This window comes from Microbacterium sp. W1-4-2, from assembly GCF_058349885.2.
Genome location: NZ_JBYRJC020000001.1, coordinates 923,125 through 939,167, shown reverse-complemented (window position 1 = coordinate 939,167; position 16,043 = coordinate 923,125). Strand labels below are relative to the sequence as shown.

Below are 16,043 nucleotides of genomic sequence, written 5' to 3'. Positions count from 1 at the left end.
CGAGCCTAAACGCGATACGTGCCGATGGGGGCAGCGACACCGCGCCGAGGCGGATCAGTCCTCGTCGTCCTTGCGCTTGCGCCAGCGGATGCCGGCGGCGATGAAGCCGTCGAGGTCGCCGTCGAACACGGGAGCGGGGTTGCCGACCTCGTAGCCGGTGCGCAGGTCCTTGACCAGCTGCTGCCCGTAGAGGAAGTACGAGCGCATCTGATCGCCCCAGCTGGCGGTGATCGTGCCGGCCAGCTCCTTTTTCTTCGCGGCCTCTTCCTCGCGCTTGAGCAGCAGCAGGCGGGTCTGCAGCACGCGCATCGCGGCGGCGCGGTTCTGGATCTGCGACTTCTCGTTCTGCATCGACACGACGATGCCGGTGGGGATGTGCGTGAGGCGCACCGCCGAGTCGGTCGTGTTGACCGACTGGCCGCCGGGGCCGGACGAGCGGAACACGTCGACGCGGATCTCGGTCTCGGGGATCTCGACCTCGACCGCCTCTTCCATGACCGGGATGACCTCGACGGCCGCGAAGCTCGTCTGCCGCTTGTCGGCCGAGCCGAACGGGCTGATGCGGGCCAGGCGGTGTGTGCCGGCCTCGACCGACAGGGTGCCGTACGCGTAGGGCGCGTCGACCTCGAACGTGGCCGACTTGATGCCGGCGCCCTCGGCGTACGAGGTGTCCATCACCTTGACCGGGTACTTGTGCCGCTCGGCCCACCGCAGGTACATGCGCATGAGCATCTCGGCGAAGTCGGTGGCGTCGTCGCCGCCCGCGCCCGAGCGGATCGTCACGACCGCGGCGCGGTCGTCGTACTCGCCGTCCAGCAGCGTCTGCACCTCGAGCTGGCTGATCGTGTCTTCGAGGTCGGAGAGCTCCCGGCGGGCCTCGGCGGCCGAGTCCTCGTCCTCCATCTCGACGGCGAGCTCCACGAGCACCTCGAGGTCGTCGAGGCGCTGCTCGATCTCGGTGACGCGCTTGAGGTCGGCCTGGCGATGACTGAGGGCGCTGGTGACCTTCTGCGCCTTCTCGACGTCGTCCCAGAGGTCGGGGGCGCCGGCTTCGGCGCTCAGGCGCTCGATGTCGGCCTGCAGCGCAGGCACGTCCACCACCGCCTTGATCTCGGCGAAGGTGGAGCGCAGGTCGTGGATGTCGGCAGACAGATCGAGTTCGAGCATGACACTCCAGACTATCGTGGATGCGATGTCCCACGATGCCGAGTCCCTGCGCGGAGGCACGCTGCGCGTGGGCACGGTGCTGTGGCGCTTCGGCCCGATGATCTACGGGCCGACGCTCCTGTTCTCGCTCGGCGAGGGCGCCGTCATCCCCCTCATCCCGGTGATCGCCTCGCAGCTGGGCGCCGGGGTCGCTCTTGCCGCCCTCGTCGCGTCGTCCCTGGTGGTCGGCCAGCTGTGCGGCAACCTGCCCGCCGGCTGGGCCGTATCGCGCATCGGCGAGCGGATGACGATGGTGATCGGCGGCAGCGCGGCCGTCGTCGCGAGCCTCGGACTGGTGCTGGCCCCGAACCTTGCGACCCTCACGATCGCGGTGTTCGTCCTCGGTTTCTGCGCGGCCGTGTTCGGGCTGGCCCGGCACTCGTTCATGACCACACGCATCCCGCTGGGCTTCCGCGCCCGGGCGCTGTCGATGCTCGGCGGGTCGTTCCGTCTCGGTGTGTTCGTCGGCCCGTTCGTGGCCGCCGCGCTCCTTGCCATCTTCGGCGACGAGCACGCGGCGATCTGGTTCGCCCTGGTGTGCCTGGTCGGCGTCGTGCTGCTGGTGACGTTCGGGCCGGATCCCGAGAAGGATGCCGCCGCCGCCCTGGCGCACACGTCGGGCGCGACCGCCCACGCCGCGCGTGCGGCCGTCGACGAGGAAGTGACCGTGGAGCCCGGCGAAGACACCGGCGAGGCGATCACCGGCCCGGTGCTCACGCAGGGATCGACGGGGGTGTTCCGCACGATGTGGCAGCACCGCCGGGTGCTCGCCCGCCTCGGCACCGCCGCAGCTCTGCTGTCGGCGATCCGCTCGGCCCGTCAGGTCGTGCTGCCGCTGTGGGGTGTGTCGATCGGACTGGATGCCACGACCATCGCGCTGGTCGTCGGCGTCTCGGGAGCCCTCGACTTCGCCCTGTTCTACGCGAGCGGGCAGGTGATGGACCGGTTCGGCCGGCTGTGGGCGGCGCTGCCGGCCATGCTGCTGATGGGCTGCGGATTCATCGCTCTCGCCCTCACGCACGAAACCGCACAGGCCGCCATGTGGTTCGCGATGTTCGCGGCCGTGCTCGGTGTCGGCAACGGCATCTCCAGCGGCATCCTGATGACCCTCGGCGCCGACCTCGCGCCGCAGCACGACCCGGCCGCATTCCTCGGCTCGTGGCGCACGCTCACCGACGCGGGCGGCGCCGCGGCTCCGCTGCTGGTGTCGGCGGTGACGGCGCTGTTCTCCCTCGCGCTGGCCACCGGTGTCATCGGCGTCATCGGTCTCGTCGGCGCCCTCGGGTTCCTGCGCTGGATCCCCCGCTACATCCCCCGGCGCCGCTGACCGCGCCTCAGCGCAGCGCCGTGCGACCGGTGGCCTGCGCCTCGAGCTGGATGCCGTCCGGGACGAACAACGTGATGACGGGCGGATGCCACACGTCAGCCACGCGCACCCGTGCCGAGGTCCCGTCGGGGCTCGACGCCGAGACGAGTCGCGCGCCGTGCCCGACGTCGGCCACGAACGCCTCGGCCTGCGCGCGCACGCTCTCGTCGGTCAGGCCGGCGAGAGCGTCTGCGGCCACGACGAATCCATCCGCACCCGCGAGGGCCGCGGCATCCGCCAACGCGTCCAGCCTCTTCTGCGCGAGATACATCGACGTTGCGTCGACGCAGACCAGCACCGCGACGAGGGCGAGCATGGCGTACCCGATCGCCAGCGGCAGCACGCTGCCCGCGTCGTCGGCGCCCGTCGCGCACAGCCGCGCCCTCAGCCGGCGGATCATTCGAGCCCCCACAGCCGCGACACCTTCTGCGCGCTGGACGCCTCGACGGGCACGGACGCGACCTGCTTCAGCCCCAGCACCGGCGGCACGAGCGGCAGCGTCACGCGGGCGCGCAGCGTGACGACGAGCGTCGCCCCTGCTCGTGGACACTCCCCGCCCGCAGGGCGGCACGACATCTCCATCCGCAGGGCGTCGCGCGAGACACCGTACTCGCGGACGGTCGCCTGGACGATCGCGTCGGCGCGGGCGCGCGCGGATGCCTCGTCCGGCGCGGTCGCGACGGCGCGGGCGATGTGGCGGGCGCCCGACTCGACGCCCAGCGACTGCCCCTGCACGGCTCCGAGCGCGACGATCAGGTAGACGATCGGCACGAGCAGGACGAGCCCGGCGAGGATGAACTCGAGCGCAGCCGAGCCGCGATCGCCGGCGTCGTCGCACGGATCGTCGCCGGCGTCAGTCCAGGGTCTCGGCTGGAGCATCGGCCGTCACCTCCAATGCGCGCGGAGCCCCCAGCAGGCCGATGAGCGGCAGCGGCACGCGCACCATCATGCGCACCGAGTCCTGACCGCCCACGAGCACGTGCGATGCCTGCACGTCACGGGCGTACGTCGCCCCGACCGCACGAGTGATCAGCTCTCTGGTGCGCGCTTCGCCCGCGGCCGTCGTCTCGTCTGCCAGAGCCCCGCGATACGCGCCCTCGACGGCGGCGTCGTGTACGACGTTGCGCACGTAGACGACCAGCCCGAACTGCAGGACGGCGAGGGTCAGGAACGTCAGCAGCGCGCCGACGAGGACGAACTCTACGGGGCTCGAGCCGCGATCCGGTGCGTCACCGGCCAGGCGAGCACGAAGGCGCCGCATCGATCACAGGCCCGAGACCTTGGCGATGGCCTGCTGGAACAGATCGGCCAGCGCGGGTCCGGCAAGCGCCCAGATCACGACGACCAGCCCCGCGGTCATCAGCGTGATCAGCACCCATCCGGGCACGTCGCCGCGATCGTCCGCGGCGTCGAAGCCGTCGGCTCCCCAGGCGGTGCGCACGCGCCCCCATGCGGACCCGACGAGCCGCGCGGCCCCTTCGCTCATGTGTCTCATCTCGTTTCCCCTCTTCGCTTTCGGTATCGACTCATCCGATGCCCAGTCGCAGCATGAACACCCCCGGGAAGACCGCGAACATCACCGACAGCGGCAGGATCATGAACACGAGCGGCAGAAGCATCAGGATCTCTTTGCGCCCCGCCCGTTCGATGAGCCCGCGCTTGGCGTCTTCACGGGCGTCGCCGGCCTGGGCCTGCAGCACCTGCGCCAGCGGCGCGCCGCGGTCGAGGGCCGCCACGATGTGGTCGATGGTGCGGGTGAGCGCGGGCACGTCGAGGCCGCGCGACAGCTCGGTCAGCGACTCGGCGAGCGGCGACCCGGCGCCGACCGTGAGCACGACGGTCCGCAGCTCGCCTGTGAGCTCCCCCGCACCGACGTCGCCGACGCGGCGCAGGGCGTCGAGGATGCTCTCGCCGGCCGACAGGCACAGGGCGAGGAACTCCAGCACGGTCGGCAGCTCTTCTTCGATGCGGGCGACCCGGGACCTCGCCGCGCGGGTGAGCAGCAGCTCGGGACAGGCGCCGGCCGCGAAGGCGGCGATCGCGGGCACCGCGACCGCTGCGGGACTGAACCGGCCCGCGAGCACGAGCGCGACGACCAGCAGACCCCCGGCGACCAGGCCCCCGAGGGCCCACGCCAGCTGCTGGGCCCGGAACGCCGACACGCCCGCGCGATCGTAGCGCCGGCCGGCCTGGCGCAGCCGCGCGGCCAGCGCCTCGGCGCCGCCGATCACGCGCTCGAGCCGCTCACGCAGGACGGCGCCGAAGCCTGCATGCGCCGGCACGGGTGCCAGCGGAGTCAGACCCAGCGGGTCGCCGATGTCTCGGACGTACGGCGCGATGCGACGTTGCAGGCTCGGCGCGCCCCAGCGGGGAGCGATCGTCACCAGCAGGGCGATGCCGACGCCGAGCACGCCGCCCAGCACCACGGACAGCGCCAGATCGGTCGCGCCGCTCACCCGAACCACCGCCGCGGCTCGGGGAGCCGGCCGAGCCGGATCATGATCCGGTACGCGACGAACGAGATCACCGCGCCCGCGACGATCAGCACGAGACCCGCCGGGGTGCTGTAGGCCTCGGCTCCCTCGGGGCGCATCGCCAGCAGCGCGAGGATCACCCACGGCGCGACCACGCCGAGGACGGCGGCGCCGCGGATCCAGGACTGGCGCGCCTCGACCTCCGCACGCAGCGCGGCGTCGGCCCGCACCGATGCCGACAGCGCACGCAGCACGGGCACCAGCTCGGTGCCGCCGACCTGACGGGCCATCCGCAGCGTCTCGACGATTCGGTCGGCGATGGGGTCGGACAGCACGGCCTTGAGCCGCCGCGCGCTGGAATCGAAGTGCCCGGATGCGGCCACGTCCCGGGCGAATCCGGCGAAGGCCGGACGCAGCGCCGGCGGACCGGAAGTCTGCAGCGACGCCACCGCGTCGGACAGCGACATGCCCGCCCGCACCGAGGCGATCAGCAGATCGCACACGTCGGGCCACAGCGCCCGGCGCTGCCGCAGCAGCCGTCCACGGCGTGCCCGCAGCCAGAGGAACGGTGCCGCGCCGCCGGTGAGCGCGGCGAGCACCGCGATGACCGGGATCGGCACCGCCAGCCATGCGATCGCCCCGGCGACCAGGGCGAGCAGCGCGGACACCGTCATCGGGATCCGGACGGACAGGTGTGCGAAGCCGGCAGCGTCCATCAACCGGTCCAGCGCGCCGGGCTCGCGTTCGGGGCGCGGGCCCCGGGTCGGCCATAGCCAGGGCGCCAGGATCAGCAGGACACCTCCGGCAAGGGTCGCCCCCAGGACCGCGATCATGCGTCGAGCCCGTCGCCGGCCGGATACACGGTGCGCACCTCGACGACACCGTCGACGACCCGCCCGGTGGGAGCGACGATCTCGGCGATGCGTCGTCGCCCGTCGTCGTCGCGGACGCAGTGCGCCACCAGGTGCACCGACCGCGCGATGGCGGGGACCACGAATCCCGCGTCGATGTTGCGACCGGCCAGCAGCGGCAGCGCCGCGAGCTTGTCGAGCGCCTCGCGCGCCGAGTTCGCGTGCACAGTCGCCGCCCCGGGCACACCGGTGTTCAGTGCCAGCACGAGATCGAGGGCCTCGGCGTCGCGGACCTCGCCGACGACCAGGCGGTCGGGCCGCATCCGCAGCGCCTCTTTCACGAGGCGGCGCAGCGTCACCTCGCCGGTGCCTTCGAGACTGGGCTGCCGTCCCTGCAGCGCGACCAGATCGGGGGCGTCGACGGCGAGCTCGAACGTCTCCTCCACCGTGACGATGCGCTGCTGCGCGGCGCAGGCGGCGATCAGCGCCCCCAGCAGCGTGGTCTTACCCGCGTGCGTCGCACCCGACACGAGGATGCTGCGTCCGGCCAGCATCGCATCCCGGAGCAGCCGGGCACCCGCCGTGGTGATCGACCCGGCGTCCACGAGGCGCGACAGGTCCCGGTACGCGGGCAGGAACTTGCGGATGTTGACAGACCAGTTCCGCCGCGTGATGTCGGGGATCACAACGTGCAGGCGCGACCCGTCCGGCAACGACGCGTCGACGAAAGGCTGGCTCAGATCCACTCGGCGTCCGGTGGACTGCAGCATCCGCTCCACCAGGTCGCGCACTGCCGCGTCGGTCAGCGCCAGCGGCACGCGGTGCGCCACGCCCTCGCGGGCGGCGAAGATCCGGTCGGGCGCGTTGATCCAGATCTCCTCGATGCCGGGGTCGTCGAGGTACGCCTGCAATGGCCCGTACCCGGCCACACGCGCCAGGATGTCTCGCACACACGCGTGCTCGTCGTCGATGAGGCCCAGCCCCCGTGCGAGGGCGTAGTCGTTGTGGCGCCGCACGCGCTCGCGCGCGATCTGGGTGGCGCGATCTCGGTCGCGCGACGGATCGGCCCGCTCGGCCAGCAGCTGCTCGCGCACCTGCTCGGCCAGGCTCGACACGACGCCGGAGGGGTCGCCGGAGGCGTGCGCGAGACTCATAGCAGCATCCTTGCAAGATTCGCGAGACGGCCTCGAAAGTTATCCACAGGCCGAGCCTCCGGCCCCGGCGGACCCCACCGTAAGAACGGGGGTCAACCCCCACAGCGTCCCCACAGCACCCTCAGTAGACTGGAAGCCTTCGCGGGAGTGGTGAAATCGGCAGACACGCAGGATTTAGGTTCCTGTGCCTTCGGGCGTGGGGGTTCGACTCCCCCCTTCCGCACGCCGCCGGTCGCGGCATCCATGCCTTTCGACCTCTTCTGACGGGAACCACGTGCACGCAGCAGGTCTCATTCCTTGGCTCAACCCCGAGTCGATCATCGAGGCGGCCGGCCCCTGGGCGCTGCTCGTGGTCTGTCTGGTCATCTTCGCCGAGACCGGACTTCTGATCGGGTTCATCCTCCCCGGCGACACGCTCCTGGTGATCTCGGGGCTGCTCACCAAGACCAGCGACGTGTTCGGCCTGAACATCTGGGTCGTGTCGCTCCTGATCGCCGTCGCCGCGTTCGTCGGCGGCGAGGTCGGCTACTACATAGGCCACAAGGCCGGCCCCGCCATCTTCGAACGCAAGGAATCGGGGCTGTTCAGCCGCAAGAACGTCGACCGCACGAACGCGTTCTTCGAACGCTACGGCGGCATGACCGTCGTGCTTGCCCGGTTCGTGCCCATCGTGCGCACGTTCACCCCGGTGGCCGCCGGCGTCGGCCGCATGCCGTGGCGCCGGTACTCGCTGTACAACCTCGTCGGCGCGCTGCTGTGGGGCTTCGGGCTGACCATGCTCGGCTTCGGCATCGGGTTCATCCCGTGGGTGCGCGACATCGTCACGCAGTACATCGACCTGATCCTCATCGGCGTGGTCGTGCTCACGATCGCCGGCACCGCGTGGCACTACTTCCACGAGCGCGCGAAGGTACGTCGCGAGATCGCCGAGGCGGATGCCCGGCAGCGCGACGCCCACTCCGGCACCGCGCACCGCAGCACCGAAGCACCCGACGCCTGACCCGCTGAAAGGTCACTCCCCCGACGCGCGCTTGCCCTTCTTCTTCGGCGCGGGCTCGTCGGCCTCGCCGTCGCCGCGCGCCTTGCGGCTGCGTTCGACGCTCGCGCGCAGCGCCTCCATCAGGTCGATCACCTCGCCGCCGCCCTCCTCCTCGCGCTCCCCGAACGTCTCGGCCGTGTCGATCGCGTCGCCCTTCGCGAGCTTCGCGTCGATCAGCGTGCGCAGCTCGGCCTGGTACTCGTCGGTGAATGCCTCGGGGTCGAAGTCGGCGGCGAACCCGTCCACGAGCGCCGCCGAAAGCTCGAGTTCCTTGTCGCTGATCTTGACGGGCTCGTCCAGGGCCGGGAACGCGGCATCCCGGATCTCGTCGGCCCAGCGCAGCGTCTGCAGCGTCAGCACGTCGCCGCGCACCCGCAGCGCCGCAAGGCGCGTCTTCTGCCGCAGCGAAAACCGCACGATCGCGGTGCGTGAGGTGCGCTGCAGCGTCTCGCGCAGCAGCGCATAGGCCTTCGGCGACGACGAATCCGGCTCGAGGTAGTACGGGCTCTCGAACAGCAGCGGGTCCAGCTGCTCGCTCGGCACGAACTCGACGACCTCGATCTCGCGGCTGCGCTCGGCCGGCAGTGAGGCGAAGTCCTCTTTCGTGAGCACCACTGTGCGCTCGCCGTCGTCGTAGGCGCGGTCGATGTCGGCGTACGGCACCACCTCGCCGTCGAGCTCGCAGATGCGCTGGTAGCGGATGCGTCCGCCGTCGGCCGCGTGCACCTGGTGCAGCGACACGTCGTGGTCTTCGGTCGCGGCATACACCTTCACCGGCACATTGACCAGGCCGAAGGTGAGTGCGCCCTTCCAGATGGCCCTCATGACTCCAGTGAACACGTCCGCGGGCGCGCTGACAATGCCCCCGCACACTCGCGGCGGACCGGGCAGGATGGTGGCATGCCCGGCGACGAACAGGTGGTGCAGGTGGGGGGGCGCCGTGTGCGCCTGTCGCGCCTCGACAAGGTGCTGTATCCGGCCACGGGCACCACCAAGGGCGAGGTGATCGACTACGTCACCCGCATCGCGCCGCTGCTGATCCCCCACGTCACCGGGCGGCCGGTGACCCGCAAGCGCTGGCCCGAGGGCACCGGCCACAAGCCGTTCTTCGCCAAGGACCTCGAGCCCGGGGCGCCGGATTGGGTGCACCGCATGCCGATCGCCCATTCCACCGGCTCGAAGGAGTACCCGCTCGTGGGCGACGTGCCCACGCTCGTCTATCTCGCCCAGGTCGCGAGCCTCGAGCTGCACGTGCCGCAGTGGCGCTTCACGCCCGACGGCGAGCGCGGCAACCCCGACCGGCTCGTGCTCGACCTCGACCCCGGTCCCGGGATCGGGCTCGCCGAGTGCGCCGAGGTCGCACGCCGGGTGCGCGGCATCCTCTCCGACATGGGCATGGACGCGTACCCGGTCACCAGCGGCAGCAAGGGACTGCACCTGTACGCGGGCCTGGACGGATCGCAGACGAGCGACCAGGCCTCGGCGGTGGCGCGCGAGCTCGCCCGGGCGCTCGAGGCGGACGACCCGGATCTGGTGGTCAGCCGCATGGCGAAGGATGCCAGGGCCGGCCGTGTCTTGATCGACTGGAGTCAGAACAACCAGGCCAAGACCACGATCGCACCGTACTCGCTGCGCGGGCGGGACGAGCCGACCGTCGCCGCCCCGCGCACGTGGGAGGAGCTGGAGGACCCGGCGCTGCGCCAGCTGCGCTTCGACGAGGTGCTGGAGCGCGCCGAGCGCATCGGCGACCCGATGGGGGCGCTGGGCATCCGCGCCGGCGGCAGGTCCCCGGCATCCGGACCCCTCTCGGCCTACATCGCCAAACGCGACCCTGCGCGCACGCCCGAGCCGGTGCCCGACAACCCGCTGGCCGCCCCGACACCGGCGGGCCAGCCCCCGCGGTTCGTCATCCAGGAGCACCATGCCCGGCGCCTGCACTGGGATCTGCGGCTCGAGCACGACGGCGTGTTCGTCAGCTGGGCCGTGCCGCGCGGGGTGCCGCCCACGTCGGGGCGCAACAACCTCGCAGTGATGACCGAGGACCATCCGCTCGAGTACGGATCGTTCGAGGGGTCGATCCCGCACGGCGAGTACGGCGGCGGCTCGGTCACGATCTGGGACGACGGCCGCTACGACCTGGAGAAGTGGCGCGACGACGAGGTCATCTTCACCGCCCACGGGCGACCCGCGGGTCCCATGGGCACGGTGCGGCTGGCGCTGATCCGCACGCAGGGAGCCGGCGAGAAGTCGAGCTGGCTGCTGCACCGGATGAAGACGGATGCCGACGGCAACGTGCAGGCGGACGGCGTCGCGCCGGTCGCGGGCGAGCAGGCCGACGAGGTTGCCGCAGCTCCCCCATCCGGCACCCGCCCGGACGCCCCCGCTCCGCGGCCGTCCCGCCGCGACGTGCGGCCGATGCTCTCGACGTCGGCCACGCCGGCGCTCGCGCGCAGCACCGCGGCGCACTGGGGCACGTGGGCCGAGGTCAAGTGGGACGGCATCCGCACCGTGGGCGTGTGGGACGGCCGACGGCTGCGGCTGTTCGCGCGCAGCGGCACCGACGTCACCGAGCGCTATCCGGAGCTGCTCGAGGCGGGGTTGGATGCCGCATCCGCCGTGGTCGACGGCGAGATCGTGGCCCTCGACGCGTCGGGGCGGCCGAGCTTCACGCGGCTGCAGAACCGCATGCACCTGACCAAGCCCCGGCAGATCGAGGCGGAGCGGGCGCGCACCCCGGTGCGCTACCACCTGTTCGACGTGCTCGCGTGCGACGGCGAGGACCTGGCCGCCCGGCCGCTGCGCGAGCGTCGCGCCGTGCTCGAGCGGATCGCGGCCACCGCGAGCGGCGAGATCGCCGTGCCGCCGGTGTTCGAAGACGTGGACGCGGCGCTTCAGACCAGCCGCCGCTTCGCGCTCGAGGGGATCGTCGTGAAGAACCCGGCGTCGCGCTACCGGCGCGGCATCCGCTCCCCCGATTGGCTGAAGGTCAAGCTCACCCGCGCGCAGGAGGTGGTGATCGGGGGCATCCGGCCCGGACGCGGCGGCCGCACCGGGTCGATCGGATCGCTGCTGGTGGGCATTCCCGGGCCGGACGGGCTGCGCTACGCCGGCCGAGTGGGCACGGGGTTCACCGAGTCGACCCTGGCACGCCTGGACGAGATGCTGCAGCCTCTGCGCACCGGCGCCGACCCGTTCACGGGTGTGCCCGACGCCGACGCGCGCGACGCGCTGTGGGTGCGGCCCGAGCTCGTCGGCGAAGTCGAGTTCGCCGAGCTCACCCCCGGCGGCATCCTGCGCCACGCGCGATGGCGGGGGCTGCGCCCCGACAAGACACCGTCCGAGGTGCGTCCCGAAACGTGACCGCTTCAGACGTGCGCGTCGTGATCGGAATGGCCGGCGGGCTCGAGCTGGAACGTCGAATGCTCGACGTCGAAGTGCTGGGCGAGGCATCCCTGCAGCCGTGTGAGGATGTCGCCGGACCGGCCGTCGCGCATCGCGTCGTCGTCGATCACGACGTGCGCGGTGAACACGGGCGCTCCGCGGGTGAGCTGCCACACATGCACGTCGTGCACGTCCCGCACGCCCGGCGTGGTGAGGATGTGGTCGCGGATCGTCTGGACGTGCATGCCCCGCGGCACCGACTCGCCGAGCACCGAGACGACCTCGCGCAGCAGCCCGATCGCGCGCGGAACGATCATCGCGGCGATGATGAGCGACGCGATCGCGTCGGCGGGCGCCCATCCGGTGGCCAGGATCACGATCGCGGCGACGATGACCGTCGCCGACCCGATCAGGTCGCCCATGACCTCGAGATACGCGCCGCGCACGTTGATGCTGCGCCGCTGCGCGGCGGACAGCAGCCACATCGCCACGCCGTTCGCGCACAGCCCGATCACCGCGACCACCAGCATCGGCGCACCGGCCACCTCGACCCCGGCGGCGTTCACGAGCCGGATCACGCCCTCGACCGCCACCCACGCCGACAGGGCGACGAGGATGATGCCGTTCACGAGCGCCCCGAACACCTCGGCGCGCTGGTAGCCGAACGTGCGGCGGTCGTTGGCTGGACGCGCCGCCACCGAGCTGGCCACGAGCGCGATCACGAGCGCCGCCGAATCGGTGAACATGTGCGCGGCGTCGGCCAGCAGCGCCAGCGATCCCGACACGATCGCGCCGACCACCTGCACGACCATGACGACCGACGTCAGCCCGAGCGACATCGCCAGCAGACGCCGGTTCGAGGCGCCGCGGATGCCGGTGGGTGCGTGGTCGTGCATGTCCCCAGGTTAGGGGCGTGGATGCCGCGTCCCGGCCGTTTCGGCGCAGTCGGGAATGACTCCGATTCTCAGTATCGGCGGGTGGGTCGCCCCTAGAGCAGCCGCAGAAGGGGCCCGAGTTCGCGGAACGCGCGGGAGCGGTGGGAGCCCGCGGCCTTCTCGTCGTCGGTCCACTCGCCGACCGTGCGCTCCATCGCGGTGGGCTGCTCGTCGGGGATGAAGATCGGGTCGTACCCGAAGCCGCCCTCGCCGCGCGCGGCGGTGGCGATGCGGCCGGGCCAGATGCCCTCGACGACGTGTTCCTCGCCGCCGGGCAGCACCAGGGCGATCACCGAGACGAACCGCGCCGTGCGGTGCGGATCGGCGATGTCGGAGATCTGGTCCAGCAGCAGCTCGAGGTTGGCGAGCGGGTCCTTCTTGTGTCCGGCCCAGTACGCCGAGAAGATCCCCGGCGACCCGCCGAGCACGTCGACCGCCACACCGGAGTCGTCGGCGAACGACGGCAGCCCCGTGTGTGCGGCGGCGGCGCGCGCCTTGATCAGCGCGTTCTCGGTGAACGTCACGCCGTCCTCGATCGGCTCGGGCCCGTCATAGCCGAGCAGCTCGAAATCGGGACGGGTGGCCGCGATGATCTGGCCGAACTCGGTGACCTTGTGCGGGTTGTGCGTGGCCAGGACCGCCCGGCTCATCCCTGCTCCCCCGCCAGCGCCGCCGCCTGCACGTCGCGCAGTCGGGCGCAGCCGTTCACGCCGAGCTCGAGCAGGGCGTCCAGCTCGCGCTTGTCGAACGGCGCGCCTTCGGCGGTGCCCTGCACCTCGACGAACAGGCCTCGGCCGGTGACCACGACGTTCATGTCGGTCTCGGCCCGCACGTCCTCGACATAGGCGAGGTCGAGCATCGGCTCGCCGTCGATGATGCCCACCGACACCGCCGAGACCGAGTCGAACAGCACTGTGGCCTTCTGTCCGATGAACTTCTTCTCGCGACCCCACGCGATCGCGTCCGCCAACGCGACATACGCGCCGGTGATCGCGGCGGTGCGCGTGCCGCCGTCGGCCTGCAGCACGTCGCAGTCGATGACGATCGTGTTCTCGCCGAGCGCCTTGGTGTCGACCACTGCACGCAGCGCCCGGCCGATCAGGCGCGAGATCTCGTGCGTGCGCCCGCCGATGCGGCCCTTGACCGACTCGCGGTCGTTGCGCGTGTTGGTCGCGCGCGGCAGCATCGCGTACTCGGCGGTGACCCACCCCTTGCCCTTGCCGGTCAGCCACCGCGGCACGCCGTTCGTGAACGACGCGGTGCACAGCACCTTGGTGCCCCCGAACGCCACCAGCGCCGACCCCTCGGCCTGGGCGCTCCAGCCGCGTTCGATCGTGACCGTGCGCAGCCGGTCGGGAGTGCGCCCATCGGCGCGGACGGTGTCGGTCATTCCGGTCCTCTCAGAGTGGATGCCGCAGCTCGCGGCAGGTCGATGACGCCGGTCTGCACGAGCCTGACCCGGCTGACCTCGCGGCCCATGAGGCGGTGCGCGAGGTCCAGGAACTCGCCTTCGGAATCGCCTGTGGCCTCGTACTCATGCCGGGCCGCGGCATCCGGCCCCGCCAGCAGGTCGCGCGAGACCAGCTGACGGTACACGTCCTTCGCCGTCTCGGTGTCGCTGGACACGAGCGAGACGCCCTCGCCCATCACGTAGCTGATCGCGCCCTCGAGGAACGGATAGTGCGTGCACCCGAGCACGAGCGTGTCGACCTCGGCGCTGCGCAGCGGTGCGAGGTAGTCCTCGGCGACGGCGAGCACCTCGCCGCTGTCGGTGACGCCGGCCTCGACGAACTCGACGAAGCGCGGGCAGGCACGGGCGAAGACCTCGAGGGTCTCATTGACCCCGAGCATGTCCTGGTAGACGCCGGAGCCGATCGTGCCGGCGGTGCCGATCACGCCGATACGGCCGTTGCGGGTGGTCGAGATGGCGGTGCGCACGGCCGGCCCGATGACCTCGACCACCGGCACGTCATAACGCTCGCGGGCGTCGCGCAGCATCGCCGCCGAGGCGGTGTTGCAGGCGATGACGAGCATCTTGACGCCCTCGGCGACCAGAGTGTCGAGCACCTCGAGCGAATAGCGGCGCACGTCGGCGATGGGCTTGGGCCCGTACGGCGAGTGGGCGGTGTCGCCGATGTAGCGGATCGATTCCCGGGGCAGCAGGGCCGAGACCGCGCGGGCGACGGTGAGACCGCCGACGCCGGAGTCGAAGATCCCGATCGGCGCATCATTCACAGTCGTCCAGCTTACCGACCCCGACGGCGGTGGCCTCGGCGGGCCGATCCGTGCCACTAGGCTGACCGCCATGAGCACGAGCAGCACAGCCCTGTTCACCGACCGCTACGAGCTGACGATGCTCGAGGCGGCCCTGCGCGACGGCACCGCACAGCGCCGGTGCGTGTTCGAGCTCTTCACCCGGCGCCTGTCCGGCGCCCGCCGGTTCGGCGTCGTGGCCGGCACCGGCCGGTTGCTCTCGCTCATCCGGAGCTTTCGCTTCGACGACGCCGAGCTGCGGTTCCTGCGTGACGGCCGAGTGGTGGATGCCGCGACCCTCGCCTTCCTCCAGGACTATCGCTTCACCGGGTCGGTGCGCGGCTACCGCGAGGGCGAGCTGTACTTTCCCGGCTCGCCGGTGCTGACGATCGAGGGCACGTTCGCCGAGGCGGTCGTGCTCGAGACGCTCGCCCTGAGCGTGCTGAACTATGACTCGGCGGTCGCCACGGCCGCGGCCCGGATGTCGATCGCTGCGGGCGACCGGCCGCTGGCCGAGATGGGATCGCGCCGGGCCGGTGAGCAGTCGGCGATCGCCGCGGCCCGCGCCGCCTACATCGCCGGGTTCGGCGCCACGAGCAACCTCGAGGCGGGCCGCACCTGGGGCATCCCGACGATGGGCACCGCCGCCCACGCGTTCACGCTGCTGCACGATTCCGAAGAGGCGGCGTTCCGCTCGCAGGTCGAGGCGCTGGGAACCGGCACGACCCTGCTGGTGGACACGTACGACATCCGCGCCGGCGTCGCGACGGCCGTGCGGGTCGCGGGCACGGGCCTGGGCGGAGTGCGGATCGACTCCGGCGACCTGCCGATCGTGGCCGCCGAGGTGCGCGCACAGCTGGACGAGCTCGGCGCCGTCGACACGAGGATCACCGTGACCAGCGACCTGGACGAGTACGCGATCGCGACGCTGGCCGCCGCTCCGGTGGACGCGTACGGCGTGGGCACCTCGCTGGTCACCGGGTCGGGCACGCCGACGGCCGGCATGGTCTACAAGCTGGTCGCGCGTCAGGCCGACGACGGATCCTGGGTCTCGGTCGCCAAGGCCTCGACCGACAAGGCCTCCAAAGGCGGGCGCAAGGCCGCGTTCCGCATGCTCGAGCACGGCACCGCGACGCAGGAGCTCATCGTCGTCTCGGACGGCTTCGAGGCCGTCGACACCGCTGTCGAGCACCCGGGTGCCCGCGCGCTGCAGGTCGATCTGATCGAGGCGGGCGAGATCGACGCCGCCCACGAGGGGCATGCCGGCGTCGCCGCCGCGCGCGAGCACCACGCGCGCGTGCGAGAGGAGCTGCCGGTACGGGCACTGGCGCTCAGCCGATCGGACCCGGCGATCCCGACCGTCTACATGGACGCCGAGTAGCGG

Annotated in this window: 17 protein-coding genes and 1 tRNA gene; 5 read left to right on the top strand and 13 right to left on the bottom strand. The window is 71.7% G+C overall.

All coding sequences use genetic code 11. The annotated features are described in order from the left end of the window. Positions 1 to 54: 54 nt before the first annotated feature. Positions 55 to 1,167 carry a peptide chain release factor 2 gene (gene prfB / locus AC3RX0_RS04205; protein ID WP_491504677.1) on the bottom strand — a complete coding sequence of 371 codons (1,113 nt, stop codon included), beginning with the start codon at positions 1,165 to 1,167 and terminating at the stop codon, positions 55 to 57. A gap of 25 nt (positions 1,168 to 1,192) precedes the next feature. Here prfB and AC3RX0_RS04200 point away from each other — a divergent pair, with 25 nt between their 5' ends. Further along, positions 1,193 to 2,533 (top strand): MFS transporter, encoded by a 1,341-nt coding sequence (locus AC3RX0_RS04200; protein WP_491505378.1) that lies wholly within the window; start codon positions 1,193 to 1,195, stop codon positions 2,531 to 2,533. A gap of 7 nt (positions 2,534 to 2,540) precedes the next feature. On the opposite strand, the gene AC3RX0_RS04195 is transcribed toward AC3RX0_RS04200, so the two are convergent. From AC3RX0_RS04195 to AC3RX0_RS04165, 7 genes are read right to left on the bottom strand one after another with little or no spacing between them, the layout of a single operon-like run. Beyond that, positions 2,541 to 2,972, bottom strand: coding sequence for a pilus assembly protein TadG-related protein (locus AC3RX0_RS04195; RefSeq protein ID WP_491504676.1), 432 nt, complete (start codon positions 2,970 to 2,972; stop codon positions 2,541 to 2,543). Further along, positions 2,969 to 3,451 carry a TadE/TadG family type IV pilus assembly protein gene (locus tag AC3RX0_RS04190; protein ID WP_491504675.1) on the bottom strand — a complete coding sequence of 161 codons (483 nt, stop codon included), beginning with the start codon at positions 3,449 to 3,451 and terminating at the stop codon, positions 2,969 to 2,971. The genes AC3RX0_RS04195 and AC3RX0_RS04190 overlap by 4 nt, the downstream gene beginning before the upstream one ends. After that, entirely contained in the window at positions 3,426 to 3,833 is a 408-nt protein-coding gene (locus tag AC3RX0_RS04185) for a TadE family protein (protein WP_491504674.1), read from the bottom strand. The genes AC3RX0_RS04190 and AC3RX0_RS04185 overlap by 26 nt, the downstream gene beginning before the upstream one ends. A 3-nt stretch (positions 3,834 to 3,836) precedes the next feature. Then, positions 3,837 to 4,058, bottom strand: coding sequence for a hypothetical protein (locus AC3RX0_RS04180; RefSeq protein ID WP_491504673.1), 222 nt, complete (start codon positions 4,056 to 4,058; stop codon positions 3,837 to 3,839). Positions 4,059 to 4,098: 40 nt separating this feature from the next. Further along, on the bottom strand, positions 4,099 to 5,028 hold the full coding sequence (locus AC3RX0_RS04175) for a type II secretion system F family protein (RefSeq protein WP_491504672.1): 930 nt from the start codon (positions 5,026 to 5,028) through the stop codon (positions 4,099 to 4,101). Then, on the bottom strand, positions 5,025 to 5,879 hold the full coding sequence (locus AC3RX0_RS04170; protein WP_491504671.1) for a type II secretion system F family protein: 855 nt from the start codon (positions 5,877 to 5,879) through the stop codon (positions 5,025 to 5,027). Before AC3RX0_RS04170 ends, AC3RX0_RS04175 begins: the two co-directional genes overlap by 4 nt. Then, entirely contained in the window at positions 5,876 to 7,051 is a 1,176-nt protein-coding gene (locus AC3RX0_RS04165; protein WP_491504670.1) for a TadA family conjugal transfer-associated ATPase, read from the bottom strand. Before AC3RX0_RS04165 ends, AC3RX0_RS04170 begins: the two co-directional genes overlap by 4 nt. 141 nt (positions 7,052 to 7,192) lie before the next feature. Between AC3RX0_RS04165 and AC3RX0_RS04160 the strand changes: the two genes are divergently transcribed. Then, positions 7,193 to 7,274, top strand: a tRNA-Leu gene (locus AC3RX0_RS04160). A 51-nt stretch (positions 7,275 to 7,325) separates the two neighbouring features. Then, complete coding sequence (locus tag AC3RX0_RS04155; protein ID WP_491504669.1) at positions 7,326 to 8,051, top strand: DedA family protein; 726 nt, start codon at positions 7,326 to 7,328, stop codon at positions 8,049 to 8,051. A gap of 12 nt (positions 8,052 to 8,063) precedes the next feature. Here the strand turns inward: AC3RX0_RS04155 and ku are convergent, their stop codons facing one another. Then, complete coding sequence (ku, locus tag AC3RX0_RS04150) at positions 8,064 to 8,915, bottom strand: non-homologous end joining protein Ku (RefSeq protein ID WP_491504668.1); 852 nt, start codon at positions 8,913 to 8,915, stop codon at positions 8,064 to 8,066. Between the two features lie 75 nt (positions 8,916 to 8,990). Between ku and AC3RX0_RS04145 the strand changes: the two genes are divergently transcribed. Then, a complete protein-coding gene (locus AC3RX0_RS04145; RefSeq protein WP_491504667.1) occupies positions 8,991 to 11,450 on the top strand; it encodes an ATP-dependent DNA ligase in 2,460 nt (819 codons plus the stop codon). Between the two features lie 5 nt (positions 11,451 to 11,455). Here the strand turns inward: AC3RX0_RS04145 and AC3RX0_RS04140 are convergent, their stop codons facing one another. From AC3RX0_RS04140 to murI, 4 genes are all read right to left on the bottom strand, one after another. Further along, positions 11,456 to 12,367, bottom strand: coding sequence for a cation diffusion facilitator family transporter (locus AC3RX0_RS04140; protein ID WP_491504666.1), 912 nt, complete (start codon positions 12,365 to 12,367; stop codon positions 11,456 to 11,458). A 92-nt stretch (positions 12,368 to 12,459) separates the two neighbouring features. Further along, positions 12,460 to 13,056: an RdgB/HAM1 family non-canonical purine NTP pyrophosphatase gene (rdgB, locus tag AC3RX0_RS04135; RefSeq protein ID WP_491504665.1), complete on the bottom strand. Its 597-nt coding sequence runs from the start codon at positions 13,054 to 13,056 to the stop codon at positions 12,460 to 12,462. Beyond that, positions 13,053 to 13,796 (bottom strand): ribonuclease PH, encoded by a 744-nt coding sequence (gene rph / locus AC3RX0_RS04130; protein WP_491504664.1) that lies wholly within the window; start codon positions 13,794 to 13,796, stop codon positions 13,053 to 13,055. Before rph ends, rdgB begins: the two co-directional genes overlap by 4 nt. Next, on the bottom strand, positions 13,793 to 14,641 hold the full coding sequence (gene murI, locus AC3RX0_RS04125; protein ID WP_491504663.1) for a glutamate racemase: 849 nt from the start codon (positions 14,639 to 14,641) through the stop codon (positions 13,793 to 13,795). The genes rph and murI overlap by 4 nt, the downstream gene beginning before the upstream one ends. Positions 14,642 to 14,711: 70 nt before the next feature. On the opposite strand from murI, the gene AC3RX0_RS04120 reads away from it, so the two are divergent. Continuing rightward, a complete protein-coding gene (locus AC3RX0_RS04120; RefSeq protein ID WP_491504662.1) occupies positions 14,712 to 16,040 on the top strand; it encodes a nicotinate phosphoribosyltransferase in 1,329 nt (442 codons plus the stop codon). Positions 16,041 to 16,043 lie beyond the last annotated feature (3 nt).